This window comes from uncultured Aquimarina sp., assembly GCF_947492115.1.
Lineage (GTDB): Bacteria > Bacteroidota > Bacteroidia > Flavobacteriales > Flavobacteriaceae > Aquimarina.
This window is the reverse complement of the sequence record NZ_CANLMM010000003.1, coordinates 669,863-691,538: the sequence shown is the minus strand read 5'-3', so window position 1 is coordinate 691,538 and position 21,676 is coordinate 669,863. Positions and strand designations below refer to the sequence as shown.

22 protein-coding genes are annotated in these 21,676 nt (G+C 33.0%); 12 read left to right on the top strand and 10 right to left on the bottom strand.

Annotation, left to right across the window (positions count from 1 at the left end):
* The 6 genes from Q1A73_RS12395 to Q1A73_RS12370 form a co-directional block, all read right to left on the bottom strand.
* Window positions 1–852: a universal stress protein gene (locus Q1A73_RS12395; protein WP_299605971.1), complete on the bottom strand. Its 852-nt coding sequence runs from the start codon at window positions 850–852 to the stop codon at window positions 1–3.
* A gap of 67 nt (window positions 853–919) precedes the next feature.
* Window positions 920–1,768: a universal stress protein gene (locus tag Q1A73_RS12390; protein WP_299605968.1), complete on the bottom strand. Its 849-nt coding sequence runs from the start codon at window positions 1,766–1,768 to the stop codon at window positions 920–922.
* Window positions 1,769–1,833: 65 nt separating this feature from the next.
* Window positions 1,834–2,682 (bottom strand): universal stress protein, encoded by an 849-nt coding sequence (locus tag Q1A73_RS12385; RefSeq protein ID WP_299605965.1) that lies wholly within the window; start codon window positions 2,680–2,682, stop codon window positions 1,834–1,836.
* A gap of 111 nt (window positions 2,683–2,793) precedes the next feature.
* A complete protein-coding gene (locus Q1A73_RS12380) occupies window positions 2,794–3,645 on the bottom strand; it encodes a universal stress protein (protein ID WP_299605962.1) in 852 nt (283 codons plus the stop codon).
* A gap of 99 nt (window positions 3,646–3,744) precedes the next feature.
* A complete protein-coding gene (locus Q1A73_RS12375) occupies window positions 3,745–4,593 on the bottom strand; it encodes a universal stress protein (protein WP_299605959.1) in 849 nt (282 codons plus the stop codon).
* 66 nt (window positions 4,594–4,659) lie between these two features.
* The gene (locus Q1A73_RS12370) at window positions 4,660–5,586 is read right to left on the bottom strand and encodes a universal stress protein (RefSeq protein WP_299605956.1); all 927 of its coding nucleotides are present in this window, start codon (window positions 5,584–5,586) and stop codon (window positions 4,660–4,662) included.
* A gap of 116 nt (window positions 5,587–5,702) precedes the next feature.
* Between Q1A73_RS12370 and Q1A73_RS12365 the strand changes: the two genes are divergently transcribed.
* The 9 genes from Q1A73_RS12365 (at window position 5,703) to Q1A73_RS12325 (ending at window position 15,023) form a co-directional block, all read left to right on the top strand.
* A complete protein-coding gene (locus tag Q1A73_RS12365; RefSeq protein ID WP_299605953.1) occupies window positions 5,703–8,111 on the top strand; it encodes a heavy metal translocating P-type ATPase metal-binding domain-containing protein in 2,409 nt (802 codons plus the stop codon).
* Window positions 8,095–8,694: a pyridoxamine 5'-phosphate oxidase gene (gene pdxH / locus Q1A73_RS12360; RefSeq protein ID WP_299605951.1), complete on the top strand. Its 600-nt coding sequence runs from the start codon at window positions 8,095–8,097 to the stop codon at window positions 8,692–8,694. Before Q1A73_RS12365 ends, pdxH begins: the two co-directional genes overlap by 17 nt.
* 149 nt (window positions 8,695–8,843) lie before the next feature.
* Window positions 8,844–9,056 (top strand): cbb3-type cytochrome oxidase assembly protein CcoS, encoded by a 213-nt coding sequence (gene ccoS / locus Q1A73_RS12355; protein ID WP_366141455.1) that lies wholly within the window; start codon window positions 8,844–8,846, stop codon window positions 9,054–9,056.
* Window position 9,057: 1 nt separating this feature from the next.
* Window positions 9,058–11,241, top strand: coding sequence for a cytochrome-c oxidase, cbb3-type subunit I (gene ccoN / locus Q1A73_RS12350; RefSeq protein WP_299605947.1), 2,184 nt, complete (start codon window positions 9,058–9,060; stop codon window positions 11,239–11,241).
* Window positions 11,242–11,269: 28 nt separating this feature from the next.
* Window positions 11,270–11,461 carry a CcoQ/FixQ family Cbb3-type cytochrome c oxidase assembly chaperone gene (locus Q1A73_RS12345; RefSeq protein WP_299605945.1) on the top strand — a complete coding sequence of 64 codons (192 nt, stop codon included), beginning with the start codon at window positions 11,270–11,272 and terminating at the stop codon, window positions 11,459–11,461.
* Window positions 11,458–12,414: a cbb3-type cytochrome c oxidase N-terminal domain-containing protein gene (locus Q1A73_RS12340; RefSeq protein ID WP_299605943.1), complete on the top strand. Its 957-nt coding sequence runs from the start codon at window positions 11,458–11,460 to the stop codon at window positions 12,412–12,414. The genes Q1A73_RS12345 and Q1A73_RS12340 overlap by 4 nt, the downstream gene beginning before the upstream one ends.
* Before the next feature lie 16 nt (window positions 12,415–12,430).
* Complete coding sequence (ccoG, locus tag Q1A73_RS12335) at window positions 12,431–13,852, top strand: cytochrome c oxidase accessory protein CcoG (RefSeq protein ID WP_299605941.1); 1,422 nt, start codon at window positions 12,431–12,433, stop codon at window positions 13,850–13,852.
* Window positions 13,853–13,871: 19 nt separating this feature from the next.
* On the top strand, window positions 13,872–14,318 hold the full coding sequence (locus Q1A73_RS12330) for a FixH family protein (protein WP_299605939.1): 447 nt from the start codon (window positions 13,872–13,874) through the stop codon (window positions 14,316–14,318).
* On the top strand, window positions 14,319–15,023 hold the full coding sequence (locus tag Q1A73_RS12325; RefSeq protein WP_299605936.1) for a sulfite exporter TauE/SafE family protein: 705 nt from the start codon (window positions 14,319–14,321) through the stop codon (window positions 15,021–15,023). It begins immediately after the preceding gene.
* 90 nt (window positions 15,024–15,113) lie between these two features.
* Here the strand turns inward: Q1A73_RS12325 and hemN are convergent, their stop codons facing one another.
* The 4 genes from hemN to Q1A73_RS12305 form a co-directional block, all read right to left on the bottom strand.
* Window positions 15,114–16,478 (bottom strand): oxygen-independent coproporphyrinogen III oxidase, encoded by a 1,365-nt coding sequence (hemN, locus tag Q1A73_RS12320; protein ID WP_299605934.1) that lies wholly within the window; start codon window positions 16,476–16,478, stop codon window positions 15,114–15,116.
* A 23-nt stretch (window positions 16,479–16,501) separates the two neighbouring features.
* Window positions 16,502–17,335 (bottom strand): universal stress protein, encoded by an 834-nt coding sequence (locus tag Q1A73_RS12315; RefSeq protein ID WP_299605932.1) that lies wholly within the window; start codon window positions 17,333–17,335, stop codon window positions 16,502–16,504.
* An 88-nt stretch (window positions 17,336–17,423) separates the two neighbouring features.
* Window positions 17,424–18,476 carry a response regulator gene (locus tag Q1A73_RS12310; protein ID WP_299605930.1) on the bottom strand — a complete coding sequence of 351 codons (1,053 nt, stop codon included), beginning with the start codon at window positions 18,474–18,476 and terminating at the stop codon, window positions 17,424–17,426.
* A 7-nt stretch (window positions 18,477–18,483) separates the two neighbouring features.
* On the bottom strand, window positions 18,484–19,632 hold the full coding sequence (locus tag Q1A73_RS12305; protein ID WP_299605928.1) for a PAS domain-containing sensor histidine kinase: 1,149 nt from the start codon (window positions 19,630–19,632) through the stop codon (window positions 18,484–18,486).
* Between the two features lie 124 nt (window positions 19,633–19,756).
* Here Q1A73_RS12305 and Q1A73_RS12300 point away from each other — a divergent pair, with 124 nt between their 5' ends.
* The 3 genes from Q1A73_RS12300 to Q1A73_RS12290 all read left to right on the top strand — a co-directional run bounded on the left by Q1A73_RS12300 (window position 19,757) and on the right by Q1A73_RS12290 (window position 21,566).
* Complete coding sequence (locus tag Q1A73_RS12300; protein WP_299605927.1) at window positions 19,757–20,161, top strand: hypothetical protein; 405 nt, start codon at window positions 19,757–19,759, stop codon at window positions 20,159–20,161.
* Window positions 20,162–20,245: 84 nt separating this feature from the next.
* Window positions 20,246–20,530 carry a hypothetical protein gene (locus Q1A73_RS12295; protein ID WP_299605925.1) on the top strand — a complete coding sequence of 95 codons (285 nt, stop codon included), beginning with the start codon at window positions 20,246–20,248 and terminating at the stop codon, window positions 20,528–20,530.
* A 148-nt stretch (window positions 20,531–20,678) separates the two neighbouring features.
* A complete protein-coding gene (locus Q1A73_RS12290) occupies window positions 20,679–21,566 on the top strand; it encodes an RsiV family protein (protein ID WP_299605922.1) in 888 nt (295 codons plus the stop codon).
* Window positions 21,567–21,676: the final 110 nt, after the last annotated feature.

Genomic DNA, 21,676 nt, shown 5'->3' with positions numbered 1-21,676 from the left:
TTAGTTTTTTAAATCGTGAAGTGCCAGTACAGGAACTGTAGCATGATGTCCTAAGTTTTTAACTAAGGGTCTAGAGAATACACTACCAAAAAAGCTATGCTTATGATTTACAAAAGTGATCATATCACTATCCCTACTTTCTACAAAACAGCTCAAGCCTCCAGCCACATCTACATTATGCAGCGTATGAAATGTATAAGGGACTTCTTCGAAATATTCTTTTAATAAATCCTGATTATTCTTTTGTTCTTCAGAAAGTGTATCGTCTTGTGTGATATATAGCACACGAATTGCTGCATTATTTCGTTGAGCGATCTCTACCAAATATTGTAATTCTCTTCTCTTAAAATGTGTTTTATAATCCGTTGGAAATACTATTTCTCTTGGTTTTCGGTATAGTGTTTCTTCTGGAACCATCATTACAGGACAGTTTCTTACCTTTTCCATAACAGATATAGCGTTGCTTCCAAATATGACATCTCTCTGATTACCAGTTCCCTTAGTTCCCATGATAATCATTTCGATATCTTTTTTATCCACGATATCTTTAATGGCCTCTAACAGACTATTCATCTGCGAGATAGCAAAGAATTTATGTCCTGGATATTCATCTCTAAATGCTAATCTTTCCAAGGTTTTTCCAAGTCCTTTTTCTGATTTTTCTTTAGCTGCATCATATAACTTCTCTCCTGGTTCTGGAACCATCATACTTTCCAGCGCATAACCAGACACATCAAACGTATTTAGCAAATAAAATTCGCACTCATCACTTTTATACAATTCTATAGCATAACAAATAGCTGTCCATGCATTTTTAGAAAAATCTGTTGGTAATAAAATCTTCTTCTTCATCAGTATTGATTTTTAAGATTAGTGTAGTAAATGTACCTCTCTTATTTATCGTAAACTATGATAATTATCAGCTTGCGTCAGGAATAATTAAAAAGGGAACTATAGGATGGAAACCTATACTTTTTATTACTGGTTCATGAGTGATATTTTCCATCAGACTATGCTTATAATTCACCATAGCCAGCATATCAACATCCATATCTGCAATAAAATCATTGATCAATTTTGATTTTTTTGAGAATTTTGAAATCCAATGTACAGTCGGATTTATGTCCTTCAGGTATTTTTTCAAAGCTGTAAAATTATATTCTTGAAGTTCATCTAATTGTTCTTCTTCGTGAATATGAAAAAGCCTAATGTTAGCATCAAAAAGTTTGGTCATATCTACAAGAGGTTTCAACTCCTCTTCTAAATAGAATCTTTTAAAATCAGTAGGAAATGCAATTTCCATAGGTTTTACAAACTCAAATGCATCTGGAATCATAAAGATAGGACAGGATTTTATCGATTGAATCACCTTCACTGTGTTACTTCCCATAAAGATTTCTTTAGCTCCAGTAGCTCCCTTTGTTCCCATAACTACCAAGTCAATCTTTTTACTTTTAACAGTCTTAGTAATAGTTTCTATCAATTCTTTGGAAATAGAAATCGTTTCAAAATGATGTTGCAGCTCTTCGGTATCACGAGTTATTCTATGTTTTGTTTCGAGTAACTTTTCTTCAGATTCTTTTCTCAATTTCTGAAAGAGTGCATCTCCTTTACTAGTATCCAAACGACTAGTTAATATTGGGGTGTTAACCTCAAAAGTATTGAGTATATAAAAATGGCAAGGTTGATTCTGAAACAATCGAGTAGCATAAAAAAGAGCATTATATGCATTGTTCGAAAAATCGGTAGGAACTAGTATTCGCTTCATCGTTAAACTATTTATTAATTATGAGTAAATCTAATTCCTGTAGAAACGAAAAACTATGACAATTCTCAGTTATCAGCAGGGATTACCAGGAATGGAATTACAGTATGAAATGTTATTTTTTTAATAACAGGTTCTCTTAATAATCGCTTGATAAACCCATGCGGGTAGTTAATCATGGCCAACACATCTATCTCCAGTTCTTCTATAAAAGCCTGTATTGCATTTTCTATTGTAGAAAAGTCTTCAATTACATGAAAATCATGCTTCCTATTACTAAAATAATGCTCTAACGTGCTGGAATTAAAGCTTTGCATTTCTGAAAGTTTTGGTTCTTCATATACCTGAATCATTCGTATAGTAGCATCATGAATCTTTGCTAAATCTTTTATAGGATTGATTTCAGATTTGAAATACATTCTTTCAAAATTAGTGGCAAAAGCAATATTTGAAATTTCTTGATATCTACACTCTTCAGGAATTACTAAAACAGGACAACTATCCAGATATTGAACAACCTTATGCGCATTACTTCCCATAAAAATCTCTTTTGCCTCAGTAGCTCCTTTAGTTGCCATCAGAACGAGATCATAATGATTTTCTTTTAGTAAACTTTGTAAAACTTCCACTAATTCACCTAAACGAGATATGGTTTTAAAAGAATGAAGCATACTAGTTTTCGAATTTTCAATATCCTCGACAACCATATCCAACCCCTTTTGTGATGCTGATCTAAGAAGTTTATACTGCTCTCCTATCTTTTGAGTACTAATCGTAGTTAACAATTGTGTAGCAGCTAAATCATAGGCATTTACAATATGAAATTCGCATGGAGTATTCTCAAAGATATTAAAAGCATACACTATTGCATTCCATGAATTATCGGAAAAATCTGTTGGAATTAATATACGTTTCACCTGTTTAAATTTTAGTGTTTACTTAATTATGAGTTGATTATAAAATTGAGAACATATGTTACCACTTTGCTCTCTCATTAAGAATTTTAAACGTTAGTAGTAACACATTTACTAAAGCCTTTCTGTTGAAGGAATCACTAAAAAAGGAACGTTTAGATAATATGCAATCTGATTGATCACCGGTTTAAACAAAAGATTCTCAAAAAATGAATGCTTATTATGAACCATCACTAATAAGTTGATAATATGATATTTCTGATAGTCTTCAATAGCTTCTATAACATCCATGCCGTCTGCAATTTCAAAAACATGAGCATTCTCTTCGAAATAAGTATCTAAATATACTTTTGTATCCTTCTGTTGTGTAACTAAGGGAACACCATAATATGCATTTAAAATATGTAACCGAGAGTTATGGATGTCACATATACTCTTAATTAATGGAAGTAAAATTGGGTTTGAAGTATTGAGATTATAGTCTGTCGGAAACAGAATTTCTTTAGGTTTTTCATAAACAAATCCATCTGGGACAGCAATAATCGGACATTTTACTTTTTTCATGGTATACATAGTTTGGGACCCTATCAATACTTCTTTAAGTCCTGTTGCACCTTTTGTACCCATGATTATAAGATCAATATTATACGTTTCAATAACATCCTTTATCTCAGCAATCAACATATTAAAAGCAGAAAGCTTTACAAATTGATGCTTCTCATTTGGAAATTCTATTTGAATCTTTTGTGCTACTTTTTCTATTTCTTTTTTTGAATGTCCAAGTGCAACCTCCTCTATACCATAAGGTGCAGGATTCTCTATAAGGTATTCTGCTGTATATGAAATAGGAGTAAATGTATTTAGCAAATAGAACGTACAGGTTTCGTCTTTAAAAAACTGTACTGCATATTTTATAGCATTATATGCATTATTCGAAAAATCTGTTGGTAATAATATCCTTTTCATCTTTTCTACATTTATTGTTTACTAAATCACCACATTATGACAAACCATTATATCCTCTCATAATTCTTGTGGTCTATTTTTCCTTGTTATTTTTAGAGGTTAGATTCTTGGTACATTTTGCATCACCAAAAATGGAATTTTGATCTCTAATCCTATTGTATCTATTGTAGAGTTATACAATATGTTCTCCATGTAGGAATGTCTAGAATTTACCATCACCAAAAAATCTATTCCTTTATGCTCGATAAATTCATTAATTGCTATAGTTAAACTCTTTGACGAGATCCGATGAGATTCTAGTTCAACACCTGATAAACTTGTTTCTAAAAACTCTTTATTGTCTTCTTGTCGTATGGACAACTTATCATTAGTAGATACCCATAAAAAGTTAATTTTAGACCTAAAACTTCTAGCCATTGTATACAATAACTTCAACTCTCTTCTTTTGTATGGTAATTGATAATCTGATGGAAATAAGATATTCTTCGGAGGCGTATATGTACAACCATTAGGAATCACCAAAACAGGACTTTTAACATATTTAATTACCTGTAGTGTATTACTTCCAAAGGTTATTTTGCTGTTATCCGTTTTTCCTTTGGTTCCCATGACAACAATATCTACATTTTCTTCCTCTATAATTTCATTACTCTCATCTACCAACTGACCAAACTTAGATAGTGTTGTATAGGAATGTCTTGGGTTCGGAGAAATCTGTTGTAATATCTCCTCTATTTTGGTCAATTCTTTTTCCGAGTTTTGATAGACATTGTCTTTTATTTCATTAAAAAGTTCTCGAGCCATATGAGCATTCTGATCATATACTTCGTCCGCATAGGCGTGTAGTATGAAGAAATCACAATGTTCGTATTTAAAAACCTCAACAGCATATTTTAATGCGTTTAAAGAATTCTCTGAAAAATCTGTGGGGATTAGAACCTTTCTCATGATAAATAGTTTTTATTATATCCAAAACTAAGTCCTGTCTAGAAGATGAACTATGACCAATATCAGTTATACTGTATCTTTTATCAGATTTTGATCTCTTTTAGATATGTCTTTACCTATTTTAGAGAATGAAGTACTCATTCCTATTTCTGGTAGTATCATAAAAGGAATTTTTGAATAAAACGCTATATTTTTAATGACAGGTTCTCTGGTTAATTTCTCTAAAAAACTGTGTCTATAATTCAACATTGCTAATAGATCTACATTCGATTTTTCTGTAAAACTTTGTAAAGTTGAAGCTACAGAGTCACCCATGTTTATAGTATGTACATGATTGTCTATAGCATTAAAATATTCTTGTAATATTTCTGAATTAAATTTTTGTTCCTCTGATAAAGAACCTGCTTGCTTCGGAATGTGTACAATATTTATTCTTGCATTATTATTTATAGCTAAGTTTATTAAAGGTTTTAATTCTTCCTTACTATAAAAATGTGTGAATTCTGTTGCAAATGCTATATGCAAAGGATGGCTTATCAAGGAAAAACCGGACGGTATGACTACAACCGGACAATTTTTGATAGCTTTTATGATTCGTACAGCATTGCTACCTAGAAATACTTCTTTTGCAGCAGTAGTTCCCTTAGTCCCCATAACGATAAGATCTATTTTCTTGGATGCTACTATTTCTGATGTTACTTCAGTGATCGTTCCAAAAGCTGCAATGATTTCAAAATGATGGTTCTTATTAACATTCGCATACTCCAAGCTTTTCTTTATGTGTTTCAGGTTTGTTAAAACATCTAATTGTACTGTATTTTCTACACTACGCTCAGATGGATGATCGGAGAGATGAATAGCTTCGTAAATAATTTTATGATATGCATTTACTATGTAAAATGTACAAGATTCTTCCTTAAAAAGTTCTGTAGCATAATCAATAGCATTCCAGGAGTTTTCTGAGAAATCGGTAAGTAGCAAAATCTTTTTCATGGTTTTTGGTATTATGTTGATATCTCAAAACTATTTTATTTGCCTTCTCCAAACTATGATTTTTGTCATATGATACGAATGTAGTCTTTATGATTTTTGTACAAAATCTAATAGATATGATAGCTACAAAATGTTTTCACTGCGGCAATGAATGTGATAAAACAATTGTGAAATTTGATCATAAAACTTTTTGCTGTAATGGATGCAAAACAGTGTATGAAATTTTTTCCACCAATAATTTATCCTGCTATTATGATTTACAATCTACTCCTGGAGCGATTCCCAAAGAGCTTGAAGGAAAGTATGATTATCTCGATAATCCTGATATTATTGAAAGATTAATCGAGTTCAGCAATGAAAATATCCAGATAGTTACCTTATATATCCCTCATATACATTGTAGTTCCTGTATTTGGATTTTAGAAAATTTGCATAAGCTCCATACATCGATTTCTGCATCACAAGTAAATTTTCCGAAAAAAACGGTAAGAGTAACTTTTGATACTTCAGAAACTACCCTAAAAGAAATTGTTACCTTACTTAACTCCATAGGATATGAGCCTTATATCAGCTTAGAAGATTATTCTAAAGGCAATCAACATACTAACCGAAGTCTATTTTATAAATTAGGAGTTGCAGGTTTTGCTTTTGGAAATGTAATGTTTTTATCTTTCCCTGAATATTTTGAAGTGTCAGAATATTGGTTAGAACAATATAAACATGCTTTTAGATGGTTAATGTTTGCTTTTTCGATACCTGTTGTTTTTTATGCGGGTCAGGAATATCTAATTTCTGCCTATAAAGGGTTACGAAATAACATATTAAATATCGATGTACCTATTGCCTTAGGTATTTTAGTACTCTTCATTAGAAGTACTGTAGAAATAATATTTGATCTAGGCACCGGTTTTTTTGATAGCCTCACCGGTTTGATATTCTTCCTATTATTAGGGAAGTTTTTTCAACAAAAGACATATACTTTCTTATCCTTCGAAAGAGATTATAAATCCTATTTTCCCATTGCAGTCACCAGAATTTCTTCAGACCAGAAACTAGAAGAGAACATTCAGGTATATGAAATTAAAGAAGGAGATCGTTTATTAATTAGAAATGAGGAATTAATTCCTGTAGACAGCATATTAATTAATGGTAATGCAAGGATAGATTACAGTTTTGTTACTGGAGAAAGTGAGCCTGTTTCTAAACGATCTGGAGATAAACTTTTTGCAGGAGGAAAACAGATGAACGGAGCAATAGAAATTGAAGCGCTCAAATCCGTAGAACAAAGTTATCTAACTCAATTATGGAGTAATGATATTTTTAAAAAGAACAAAGCCGATTCTTTTACCAATCTTACCGATATGGTAAGCCAATATTTTACCATAATCATTTTATGTATCGCAGTTATTGCAACTAGTTACTGGTTATTTAAGGATGCATCCAAAGCCATGAATGTTTTTACAGCAGTCTTAATCATTGCATGCCCTTGCGCATTAGCATTAGCCAGACCATTTGCACTAGGAAATGTACTAAGGTTCTTCGGTAAGCATAAATTTTATCTCAAAAATGCTGACGTTATCGAGCAAATGGCAAATGCAGATACCATTCTGTTTGATAAAACAGGTACGATTACAGTACATAAAAAAAATAATATTGAATATCATGGGCAACCTTTATCACATACCGAAGAAGCATTATTAAAAAACACTCTACGGGCTTCAAACCATCCGTTAAGCAGATCTTTATACGATACACTTGCAGCATATGAAATTATGACTTTAGATGAATATCAAGAGTATATCGGTAGTGGTATAGAAGGAAAACATGCCGAAAACTCCATTAAAATTGGTTCTACGAATTTTGTAGGAAATCCTGATAACGAAAAACAGCTTAACACTTCCGTACATATAAGCACAAATGATAATTACCGAGGCCATTTCATTTTTTACAATCAATATCGAAAAGGACTCGAAAATTTATTTAAAAAGTTATCTAGCACTTACGAAATATCAATAATCTCTGGTGATAATCAGGGAGAAAGATCTTATTTACAGAAAATACTTCCTAAAACGACTTCATTACTTTTTAATCAAAAACCAAAAGACAAACTTGACCATATCAAGAACTTACAGAAAAACGATCGAAACGTAATGATGATTGGAGATGGTCTTAATGATGCCGGAGCACTGGCACAAAGTAACGTAGGAATCGCTATATCAGAAAATGTAAATGTATTTTCTCCAGCTTGTGATGCAATTTTAGATGCATCAGAATTTGAAAAAATCAGTGATCTTTTACATATTTCAAAAAAGACAATTCGAGTAATTAAATCAAGTTTTATTATATCATTTTTCTATAATATAATTGGCTTGTATTTTGCTGTAACAGGTCAATTATCTCCTATCGTAGCTGCCATTCTAATGCCATTAAGTTCAATTTCTATAGTAATTTATGTGACGATACTTACAAATTTTATGAGTTTTAAGCTATACCATAAAAAGAAAGGAGATGTCGAAGCATTATAATCCCATAGAACACTTCCAACAGTGGTTTTATGAAATAAAAAACTTGGATACTGGAGATGAAATAAATGCTATGCAACTTTCTACCATTGGAATAGATGGTTTTCCAAAAACCAGGATTGTTTTATTAAAGAGATTTACTTGGGAAGGTTTTATCTTTTTCACCAATTATAAGAGCGAAAAAGGAAAAGCGCTTGCAAACAACAATAGAGCTTCACTATTGTTTAACTGGCATAAATCGCAAAGAGAAGTACATATTTACGGCCATACCGAAAAAATACCTGAAAATTTATCAGAAGGATATTTCGAATCTCGTCCTAGAGGCAGCAAACTCGCAGCTTGGGTATCTGAACAAAGTACTATTATACCATCCCGAACAATTCTGGACAGAGGTATGGAACAATTGGAGAAGAAATTCCAAAACAAAGAAATTCCAAAACCACCCTATTGGGGTGGTTATATTCTTAGGCCTATTCATATGGAATTTATAAAATACGACGCATTCACTAAAGCAAATAAGGTTATTCAATATACACTCCAACAAGATTATAATTGGTGTAAAACCAGTTCATATAGATTCCTCTGATTATAACTTTATACCTGTATTTAAAACTATTGGTTTTCTAGTGTGGCTAAAATTCTAAATCTGTATTCCATACTAAAATACTTTTTACTAGATAGATTTCGAAACCTGATAAATGTCATTTTTTAAGAAAAGGTTGGCACATACTTTTGATGCATAATAAAATAAGTATGGGTGTTATTTATGTGCTCTTAACGATTAGTATTCTAGTAGCGATTGTCTTTTTTATTGCTTTTATATTTTCTATAAAAAATGGACAATACGATGACGTTTATACGCCATCTATTCGCATGCTTTTTGAAGACGAACTCGTAAAGGAAGTCCAAGAAAAATCTTCAACACCTTCTAAAACCAAACAATCTTAACATGGAAATGGAACAATTCTATTACGATAATAAAATCGTAAAAAAATTCTTGTACGCTACGATGCTATGGGGTATTGTAGGAATGTCGGTTGGTCTACTTCTGGCGTTCATGTTTTTATTCCCCAATCTTACCGATGGTATATCATGGTTGAGTTTTGGTCGACTAAGACCTCTACACACCAATGCTGTAATCTTCGCCTTCGTAGGAAATGCCATTTTTGCAGGGGTATATTATTCTACACAACGTTTATTAAAGGCAAGAATGTTCAGCGATATTCTCAGTAATATTAACTTCTGGGGATGGCAATTGATTATTGTTGGTGCTGCTATTACGCTTCCCTTAGGTTTTACAACATCCAAAGAATATGCAGAACTCGAATGGCCTTTTGATATTGCTATAGCAGTAACATGGGTTGTTTTTGGTTGGAACCTTATCGGAACAATATTAAAAAGAAGGCAACGTCATTTATATGTTGCCATTTGGTTTTACATCGCTACCGTTGTAACTGTGGCAGTACTCCATATTTTTAATAGTCTTGAACTTCCTGTAAGTGCATTAAAAAGTTACTCAGTGTATGCAGGAGTACAAGACGCATTGGTACAATGGTGGTATGGTCATAATGCAGTGGCTTTTTTCCTTACTACTCCATTCTTAGGATTAATGTATTATTTCATTCCTAAAGCTGCCAATCGACCTATTTATTCATATCGATTATCGATAGTACATTTTTGGTCGCTTATTTTCATATATATCTGGGCTGGTCCTCATCATTTGTTGTACTCTTCGTTACCAGATTGGGCACAAAATCTTGGGGTTGCTTTTTCTATAATGCTTATCGCTCCATCATGGGGTGGAATGATCAATGGTTTATTAACTCTTCGTGGAGCCTGGGACAAAGTCCGTACAGATCCAGTACTTAAATTTATGGTAGTTGCCATCACTGGTTACGGAATGGCGACTTTCGAAGGTCCAATGTTATCTCTTAAAAATGTAAATGCTATTGCCCATTTTAGTGATTGGGTGATCGCTCACGTTCATGTGGGAGCATTAGCATGGAATGGATTTTTAACTTTTGGAATGGCATATTGGTTAATTCCTAAACTCTTTAAAACCAAATTATGGTCTACAGGATTGGCAAATGTTCACTTTTGGTTAGGTACTCTTGGTATTATCATGTATGCATTACCTATGTATGTAGCAGGATTTGTTCAAGCTTCTATGTGGAAGCAATTTAATCCTGATGGTAGCCTGGTATATGGAAATTTTCTAGAAACCGTAAATGAAATTATACCGATGTATTGGATGCGTGCTATTGGTGGAAGCATCTACATATTAGGAATATTCATTATGCTCTATAATGTTGTGAAAACAGTGAAAAGTGGAAGCAAAGTTGCAGACGAACTTGCCGAAGCAGCTCCTCTTACTAAGGTAACACGACACAGAACAGCTAAAGAAGGGTACCATACCTGGTTAGAAAGAAGACCCGTAAAGCTTACCATTTTTGCAACTATCGCTATTCTTATTGGAGGAGCCGTACAAATCATCCCCACATTAATGGTTGATTCTAATATTCCTACTATCACAAGCGTGAAACCTTATACGCCTCTTGAGTTAGAAGGACGTGATCTTTATATTAGAGAGAGTTGTGTTTCTTGTCACTCTCAGATGATTCGGCCTTTTAGAAGTGAGGTAGAACGCTATGGAGAATATTCAAAAGCAGGAGAATATATATATGACCATCCTTTTTTATGGGGTAGTAAACGTACAGGACCAGATCTTATGAGGATAGGAGGAAAATATTCTGATAATTGGCATCTTAATCATTTCTACGATCCACAAAGCACTTCTTCGGGTTCTATCATGCCTAGCTACAAATGGTTGATAAAAAATAAGCTCGACAGATCTCAAACAGAGACAAAAATGGAGGCTATGGTGACACTAGGAGTTCCCTATACTCCAGAGGAGATTGCAAGAGCACAAGAATGGATGGACCAGCAAGCTATACAAATTGAAAAAAATCTATATACCGATCCTGATTTTGCAAAGACCTATGAAGCCGATAAGAAATATGCCGAAGAAAATGGGTTCGACTTCATAGAGATGAGACATCGAGAAGTAGTAGCACTTATCGCCTACATTCAAAGATTAGGAACAGATATTAAAGTTAAAAATCAAGACGAATAAACGATAGTACAAACTAAAGAATAAAGCTATGCTAAAATTTATAAAAGGTCATATGGAAAGTATCGAGGGAATAGAAATCTATCCTATGATTTCTCTCCTGATATTTTTCATCTTCTTTACCGCATTATTTTGGTGGGTTATTTCTGCAAAAAAAGAACACATCAAAGAAGTAAGTCATATACCATTAGAAACAGAAATCGATAAAGACCTAACATTATGAAAACAACCGCATCATATATAAGAGTATGTACCTTTTTACTCATTGCGTATATTTTAATAGAACTTACAGTTGAAACTAACGGCAATTCAGCATTTATTGAAGAACCTCTTAGCTGGTTAGTATTAGGTATGATTGCGTTATTTGCTATTGCTATAGAAATTAGTTTAGCTGCATTACAAAATATACTATTCCTATCTCTAAAACCAGATGCCCAAGAACGTTATGTACTTGCTCAAAAGATTAAGAAAGAAAAACAATTCAAATGGTTAAAAGATATCTATCTAAAGCTTCTTGATAGTAAACCGGTAGCGCAAGAGGATGAAATCATCCTAGACCATAATTACGATGGCATTAAAGAATTAGATAATAATCTTCCTCCTTGGTGGGTATATGGATTTTATGCTACCATCGTATTCGGCATGATCTATATGATACGTTTCCATGTGTTTAATGACTACACCCAAAGAGAAGAGTATGAAACAGAAATGGCTGAAGCTAAAATTGCGATCGAAGAATACAAAAAAACCGCCAAAGATTTAGTAGATGTAAATACGGTTACACTATTAACTGATGCTTCGGACATGAGTGCAGGAAAAGCCATTTTCACAGCGAATTGCGTTGCCTGTCACAAAGCTGATGGTGGAGGTGGAATTGGTCCAAATTTAACTGACAGATATTGGATTTTGGGTGGTGGAATTAAGAACATATTTCGTACCATTTCTGAAGGAGGTAGAGATGGTAAAGGAATGGTGGCCTGGAAACAAACATTAAAACCTGCAGAAATGGCTCAGGTAGCTAGTTATATCATCACCTTAGAAGGAACAACTCCTGCCGAACCGAAAGAAGCACAAGGAGAATTATGGATAGATCCTGATGCTCCAAAAAAAGAACAATCAAAGGAAGAAACACAAGAATTAGTATCAGATTCAACCTCTGTCGCACTGAATGAATAATTGAAAATCAAAACTCTTGGAAACGCCAACAAATGAAAAGTTCAGAGATTCGATTGCTACTGTAAATGCAGAAGGAAAACGAGCATGGGTATACCCCAAAAAACCAAGCGGAAAATTCTATAAATATAGAAAATGGGTAAGTTACGGATTGTTAATCTTTCTGTTTTCTGCTCCTTTTATTAAGATCAACGGAAATCAATTCCTGCTTTTTAATGTTCTGGAAAGACGATTCAATATTTTTGGAGCTCCTTTTTGGCCTCAGGATTTTCATTTGTTTGTGATTTCCATGATTATAGGAGTTATATTTATCACCTTATTCACTGTGGCTTTCGGGAGATTATTCTGCGGTTGGGTATGTCCACAAACGATTTTTATGGAAATGGTTTTTAGAAGAATCGAATACTGGATAGAAGGTGATCGAGGAAAACAAATCCGACTCGATAAGCAAGTCTGGAATGCAGAAAAAATCAGAAAAAGAATAGCAAAGTGGATTATATTTTTTATCATTTCCTTCTTAATCGCCAATGTATTTTTGGCTTATCTTATAGGAAGTGATCAATTATTACAATATATCATTGATGGCCCTTTAAAACATGTTAGCACTCTAGTTTCATTACTGATTTTTACGGCTGTTTTCTATTTTGTTTTTGCATGGTTTAGAGAACAAGTATGTATTATAGCTTGTCCTTATGGTCGATTACAAGGAGTATTATTAGACTCAAAATCGATTGTAGTTGCATACGATTACAAACGTGGAGAGAAAGAGACAGGCAGAGCCAAGTTTAAAAAAAATGAAGACCGCCCAAGTACTGGAAAAGGAGATTGTATAGATTGTTTTCAATGTGTACATGTATGTCCTACAGGTATTGATATTCGTAACGGCACCCAGCTAGAATGTGTTAACTGTACTGCCTGTATAGATGCTTGTGACCATATGATGGAAAGCGTGAACCTACCTAAAGGACTTATTCGATATGCAAGTGAGGAGAATATTGCAAAAAAAGCAAAATTTGAATTCACTTCCCGATTAAAAGGATATACCGGTGTATTATTGATTCTGACAGGTGTACTTACTGGAATGTTGTTCTTAAGAAATGACGTAGAAGCCAATATCCTCCGATTACCTGGCCAACTTTATGAAAGAAAGGAAAATAATATGATTAGTAATGTATTTACGTATAAGTTGGTGAACAAAACCACTGAAGATATTATAGATGTACATTTTGAGTTGTTATCACATCAAGGAAAAATTGAGCAAGTAACGCATAAGAACTTTGTTGTGCCTAGACAAGGACTGGCCGAAGGAACATTGTTTATTGAGGTTCATGCATCTGCGCTAAGTGGGGATAAAGACAAACTAAAAATAGGAGTTTATAGCAATGATACACTAATAGAAACAACTTATGCGGCTTTTTTGGGGCCAAGAAGTTATAGATAGAAATTAAAAACCTAAGACCATGAAAATAAACTGGGGAACCGCAATCGTATTGGTATTTATAGGATTCATAACCTTTATTATGTACTTCGTAGTACGTATGAATACCAACAAGAAATATGAGCACGACCTCGTAACCGAGGAATATTACAAAAAAGAACTAGCTTTTCAGAAGGAAATTGACGCCGAGAAAAATGCAAGAGCTTTGCCTAATGACGTTTTTATTAAAAAAACACCTATAGGTCTGTCCATCACATTTCCTGAAGAAAAGGAATTTCAAAAAATCAGTGGAGTTATTTCATTATATCGTCCATCAAATAAGCAATTAGACTTTTCTATTCCAATTAATCTTGAAAGAAATACCATAATAATTCCAGACGAAAATATGATCGAAGGAAAATGGAAAATTACAATAGATTGGAAGTATGAAGATATCCATTACTTATATAAAAAATCATTTACATATTAGGTGTTAATATCTGCTTTCATATTAGGTTTTTTAGGCAGTTTTCATTGTATAGGAATGTGCGGGCCAATCGCATTCATGCTCCCAGTACATAAGTCCAATAGTGCTAAAAAACTATTTCAGGTTTTATTATATCATTCTGGTAGGCTATTAGCGTATGGAATGATAGGTTTTTTCTTTGGTTTACTGGGGAAAAGTTTTCATATTTTTAATCTACAACAAGGATTATCGATCTTCATCGGAATTTTAATGATTCTTATAGTCCTAGTACCAGCAATTAAAGCCAAGAAAAACACTTTTACCCGACCAATTTATTATGCAATTACAAAAGTAAAAGCTGCTCTTGGTCATAATTTGCAAAAGAAAACTACAGATACCTTTTTAACCATCGGTTTTTTAAACGGTTTTTTACCTTGTGGACTTGTGTATATGGCTGTCTTTGGTGCTATCACTTCTTCAAATATCGTACAGGCAAGTTTATACATGATTCTTTTTGGATTGGGTACAATTCCATTGATGACTGCAATAGTATTTGCAAACAACTTATTCAAAGGAACTTGGATACGACAACGGATACAAAAGATGATCCCTATATTTATCATTGTAATGGGATTACTTTTTATTTTACGAGGAATGGGACTAGGAATACCTTATGTTTCTCCAAAACAAGCATCCCCTATTGTCTCTACCAATTTTGAATGTAATTAAACCCGAATCATACGGTATATAATTCGGGTTAAAATTGAATAAAACTATGCTGGTTTTTGTTACACTTCAATATTGAAGCTTCTTCGTATTCTAGATTGTCATTGAAAACAATTGCGTTTCTGGTCTATTGCGCTGTAATCTTAAATCAAATGCCATGCAAATATTACGAACAAAAGGTTGTCCTTTTTTGGTAATTCTTATATTATGATTTGTCACTTCTACTAATCCATCACTTTCCATTTCTTCTAATCGATCAGATACATCTGCTAATTCATCAAAATGAAGATTATCTATACTCCAATCTGTTTCAAAATGACACATCAAATTCAGTATATGCCTTCTGATGATTTCATCTTCTTTCGTTAACATATGACCTCTATAAATAGGTATGATTCCTTCATGAACTAAGTTCTGATAAGCTTCAACACCTTTTACATTTTGAGCAAAACCATACCAACTATCACTAATGGAAGAAGCGCCCAAACCAATCATCAATTTGGTATTAGAAATGGTATATCCCATAAAATTACGATGCATATCTCCTTCCATTTTGGATGTATAAAGTGCATCACTTTTGAGTGCAAAATGATCCATTCCAATTTCTATATACCCTTGATTCGTTAATAATTCTTTACCTATTTCATATTGTCTTCTTTTTTGAGCAGCTGTAGGAAGATCTGATTCTTTAAAGCCACGTTGACCGTTCCCTTTTTGCCAAGGAACGTGTGCATAACTATAAAAAGCCAATCGATCAGGAAGTAATTCTTTTGTCTTTTTGATTGTTCTAATAATTGCTTCTTCTGTTTGAAAAGGCAATCCAAAAACGATATCATGACTTATGGATGTGTAACCAATTTCTCTGGCAACTTCTGTAACATATTTCACATTTTCAAAGGGCTGAATACGATGGATAGCCTTCTGTACCGTTTCATCATAATCCTGCACCCCAAAACTTACTCTTCTAAAACCTACGTCGTATAAGACCTGTAACTGTTCTCGTGTTGTATTATTAGGATGCCCCTCAAAACTAAATTCGAATCCTTCTGCTTTTTTTGCAAAGGAAAAGATACCTTGTAGTAAGTATTGCAAATTTTCAGAAGAGAAGAATGTAGGAGTACCTCCTCCTAAATGTAGTTCTTTAATTATTGGCCTGGTTCCAAATAGGTCAACATACAATTGCCATTCTTTTATAACGGCATTAATATAAGGTATTTCTACTTCGTGTCTTTTGGTAATTCGTTTGTGACAGCCACAGAAAGTACACAAACTCTCACAAAATGGCAAATGTATATAGATACTGATTCCCTTAGAATTATTGGTAACATGAAAAGATTTTTGAACTGATTCTGTCCACTTTTTAAGCGAAAACATATCATTGTTCCAATAGGGCACTGTTGGATAGCTTGTATACCTAGGTCCTGGCACATTATACTTGGTGATTAAACTTGTACACATTCGTTAGAAATTATTAGGGTTTATTATTCGTGTAAAACAAAAAAAGGAATATGGGTGTGATAACTAATTTTTTCTACTGTAGGACGAAATAAAATTCGCTGAAAAAAATTCACATTTTTTGCAATCATCATTATCATATTTATATTACTACTTTCTACAAAAGATTGAACTCCTTCTTCGATATTAGCGGTAGAAAGAAAATGAAAACTGTGCTTTAGAGTATCTCCCAGATAATCATCAAGAAGGTTTTTATTTTCTTTTTGTAATTCAGAAAGTTCTTTCTCTTTTTTAGCAATATGAAGGATTCGAAAATTTGCATCACCAGTGGCAACAACAGTTCTAATGGTATTCAAAACTTTGCTTCTATACTGTAGATTATAGTCTGTAGGAAAAGCTATCTCTATTGGTTTTATATAGGTTGCTTTTTCGGGTATTACTAAAATCGGACACTTCACTTTGGTAATTACATCTCCAGTATTGCTTCCGATCGTTCTTTCTTTCCATCCCGACGCTCCTTTGGTACCCATGACGATATAATCAATGGACTTTTCGGCTACAATATTTCGTATAGTATCTACTAAATAACCATATTCATGAAGCGTAAAAAAGTGGTGCTTTTTATTGGTGGGAAACTGTTTGATTTTTTCTCGAAGATCTGTGAAACGTTTTGATACTGTTGTTTTTTCTTCAAAAGGATTCATGATAATTTCAGAAGTGATTCCTGATGCCACCATTTCGGAAGCGGAAACATGAAGTAAATAAAAAGAACATTCCTCTTTCTTGAAAAAAGAAACAGCATAATCCAAAGCATTCCATGCATTATCAGAAAAATCAGTCGGAATTAATATATTATTCATGTCTTTCGCCACCTAGTTATATACAAATATATCTGGTCGCTACCTCCCGAAATATGACAAATGTCAGGTTTGGAAATTTATTGAAAAATTATTCCATCAATTGTAATGCAGATAAATCTAATATCTTGATATTTCGGCCTTCAATTTCTATTAGACCATCTTTTTTAAAACTAGATAGTGTACGTATCAAGCTTTCAGTGGCTATTCCTGCTACACTAGCTAAATCGTTTCGTGAAATTTTAATGTTTTCCTCAGTTTTTTTATTTAAAATTTCTGCAAACTGAAGTATTGTCTGTGCTGTTTTTCTGCGTACAGAGCTATAGGCCATCTGTAATAATTGTTCCTTGATATCTGAGAGATTATCTGTAAGAAGCTCCATTAGTTCCAAGGATATATTATTGCTTTTTGCTAAAATATCTTTTAGTTCATTTTTAGAAACTCCAGCGAGTTCGGTCTCCTCTACTGCTGTTGCAGATTCTTGATACGGGATATTATCCATAAAAGAAGTAAACCCTAAAAAATCATCGGGTTTGTACAAAGTTGTGATCAATTCCTTCCCGCTTTCATCCATTTTATGAGTTTTTACCACTCCTTTTAGGGTGAGATAAATTTTATTAGAATGATCTCCTTCTTTATATATAACTTCTCCTTTTTTATAATTAGAAATCTCACCTTGATCATCAAAAAAGTTCTTCAATTCATGTAAGTTTCGCAGCGTATCCTCTTGATCTTCTGAAGCAACAGCACTACCTGTCATCATCTTTTTTAAAATCGCTGCTTTTGCGAGGCGACTTTCGATTGCACTTATTAATTCTTCTTCTTCAAAAGGTTTGGTAAGGTAATCATCAGCTCCCAGATCCATCCCTTTGCGTATTTCTTTATGTTCTGTTTTTGCCGACAAAAAGATAAAAGGAATCTGATGCGTATGATTATGTAATGATAGTGCTTCTAGCACTCCGTATCCATCCACTTCGGGCATCATAATATCACAAACAATAATGTCTGGATTTTCGGTTTTTGCTTTTTCTATACCTACTTTGCCATTAGGCGCAGTAGTAACATCATAGTCAGACAATTCCAGTAATTCTGCTGTGTTTTCTCGTAATGCTGTATCGTCTTCTATTAATAAAACCTTACTCATCATTTAGTTATTTGTGTGTTGCTGTTATTGTTATAGGAATTGTAACGGTAAAGGTGGTACCTTGATTTTCTACACTTAAAAAAGTAATAGAACCTCCAAGATTTTCTATATGACTTTTTACAATATTTAGTCCTATACCTGTCCCTTGATCCAACAATGCATTTTCTGCTCTAAAATATCTGTTAAAGATAAACTTTTGTTCTTTTTCTGGGATCCCGATACCTTGATCAATTACCTTAAAAACGAAGGTTTCTTTTTCTGGATAGGCTTGCAAATCTATCGTAGTTCCCTCTCCAGAATATTTGATCGCATTTCCTATTAAATTGGTTAGTGTTAACTCCAATATTTTTTCATCAAACTCTAGGGTATATTCATCAATATCCTGAGGATAATTGATCTTTTGTCCATCTTTTAGCAGCATATTGGCATCGTAGACTACTTCGTTAATTACTTTGCTCAAAGGAAAAGTGGAAAATTTATAATTTACTTTTCCACTATCTAGCCTTTCTATAGACAAAAAATCTGTTAAGATATTATCGAGATACTTCACCTTACTTTTAATAGTATGAAGGTGTTTTTCTCGCTTTTCTTGTTGTTCTGTTTTTTGGTATTTCCCGATCAAAGTAGTTGAAGTTAGTATGCCACTTAAAGGGGTTTTGAATTCGTGTGATACCAATGATAAAAACTTTGTTTTTAACTCATTTAGTTCCTTTTCTTTCTCTAAAGCTTCCTGTAACTGTTTGGTCCGCTCTTTTACGGTGCTTTCCAGTTTTTCTGTATAGTTTTTGCGTTCTGTGATATCAATGACCAAAGCCATGACAAATGTTTTATCATATATCTGAAAAGGGCTTAATCCTGCTTCTACAGGAAAGGTATCTCCATTCTTTTTTACTCCATGAATATCTCTCCCAATTCCCATTTGCCGTTTTTGACTATGTTTCATAAAGCTTTGGAAATGATTACCGTGATTTCCTTGATATTGCTGTGGAATCAGAATATTTAGCGATTGTCCTTTAAGCTCTCCTTTTTCATAACCAAAAATTTGTTCTGAAGCACTATTTGTGGCAACAATCATTTGATTTTCATCTACAATAATTACTCCTTCAGAAATCGCTTCAGAAAGAATATCAAAAGTGTTATCACCGGTTAATGACATATAAATGGAGGTTGTTTTTTTGGGTGTATCCACAAATTTACACAAAAAAACAGCAACCTGATTTATGTCATAATTTTTCTCCGTAACACCTATTACTTTTACTTCAATATTAAAAAATCACACCATGAATACAACACAAAACATTGGAGTAGCATTGTATCAAAGCTTAGGTAAACTATTTTATGCCATTGCTGCATCCGACAAGGTAGTACGCGTTTCAGAATATGAATCTTTGCATAAAATTGTACAATCAGAATGGTTGCCACTAGATGATCTCGAAGATGAATTTGGAATAGATGCAGCGTTTCAAATAGAAATCGTTTTTGATTGGTTAGATTATGAAACACCTAATGCAGAAGACTGTTTTGAAGAGTTCCAAAACTTTTATACGGAACACACTTCCATGTTTTCCAATCAGATCAAAGAACTTATATGGTCTACCTGTAATGCCATTGCCAGTGCTTTCTCCGGAAAAAATAAATCTGAATTAATGATGCTTGGGAAATTAAAATTGCTTTTCGAGAAGTAATCTTTTTTTTCCATTACTGACAAATATCATATTTCAGTTCTGAGACCTGATATACCTTTACAACAAATTAAAAACCAAATTATTATGACACTATATGCAAAAATAAACACCGACTTTTCTGAAAATTACATTGGATATTCTGCTTTAGCAATTATCGCTTCCACCTGTCTAGGTTCTGTAGCAATTATGTCTACTTTAATGGGTGGTCATGGCGCTGTAGAAATGTTTACGGTATTTCTAAGTGTAGCGATTTGTAGTGCTCATAACGCAGCTATATTAACCGTACAAAAACCAAAATTGGTATTAGATCTTTTGATCACCAGCTTAGCAATAAACTCATTAATTATTCTTATCAATACTCTCTTTTAATTTACATTATTAATAAACTTGAAAAAAGAGTGAACTTTTATTAAGGTTCACTCTTTTTTGTTTTTAAAATCTGTTCGATAATTAAGATGATAAAAGTCATTTTTATTCTAGCATATCCGATATACATTGATACTATAAAATTATACTTATGAAATATTTAATTCTTATCCTGATTATATGTGCAATAGGTTGTAAACCAAAAGCATCTTCTCATCCCGAACCTTCTCATACAAAAGCTACTAATCATGATACAAATAGTGATGATATCGATTCTATAGCTGTTTTTTCTGAAGAAAATCTAGAAATGCACCAAGAAAAAACGAAGGCAATCAAAAGAAAAAAATTAATTACTGCTCCCGATGATAAAGCACAGCTGCAATATTTAGTTATTAATAAAAAATTATACAAGGCAGAAGATTATTATGTTTTGGATTATACCTATCCATATCTCAACGAAGACATTAATAAAGGGTATGCTGTCTTTAACACTTATATAAGTGAAACTTATTTAAACATTGAAGCTACTGAAAATGAAATCATGGAGGATAAGGTAATCTTTTGCGACAGTATGCAAATAGCTCGATGTATGGATAAAAGATTGATCGATTACAAAATATACAATGCCAAAAACGACTTAGTTAGTGTAGTTATTTATAAAGAAAACTATTATTCGGGTATGAAACATTCTACGTATATGTTTGAATGTCTTAATTATGAAATGGATACGCATCAATTTATATATTACAATGACTTCTTTGATCTAGGCTCTGAAAAAGAATTATTGAGTATTCTGAATGATGAAATAAAAGCAGCTATCCATTCTGGAGAAATGTATTACGACTGTTGGGAAATCTCAGAATCAGATTTTAATGCTTATAAAAACAATTTTGTGATCAATGACGAAACTATCACTTACTATTTTGATGATTGTATTATTTGTCCATCCTACACTGGAACGTATAGTATCCAAATTCCAATAACAACGGTCATGCATTTAATTAGAAATTACAAAGACATTCCTATGATAGGTAACTAGCAGTTTTCATTAGATTGAAAACAGCTCTAGTGTACCAATTAATATATTAGAAAAAAGAATGTATATACTTCCAAGAATAGATAAAAAAATAACGGTTGACTATTTGTCAA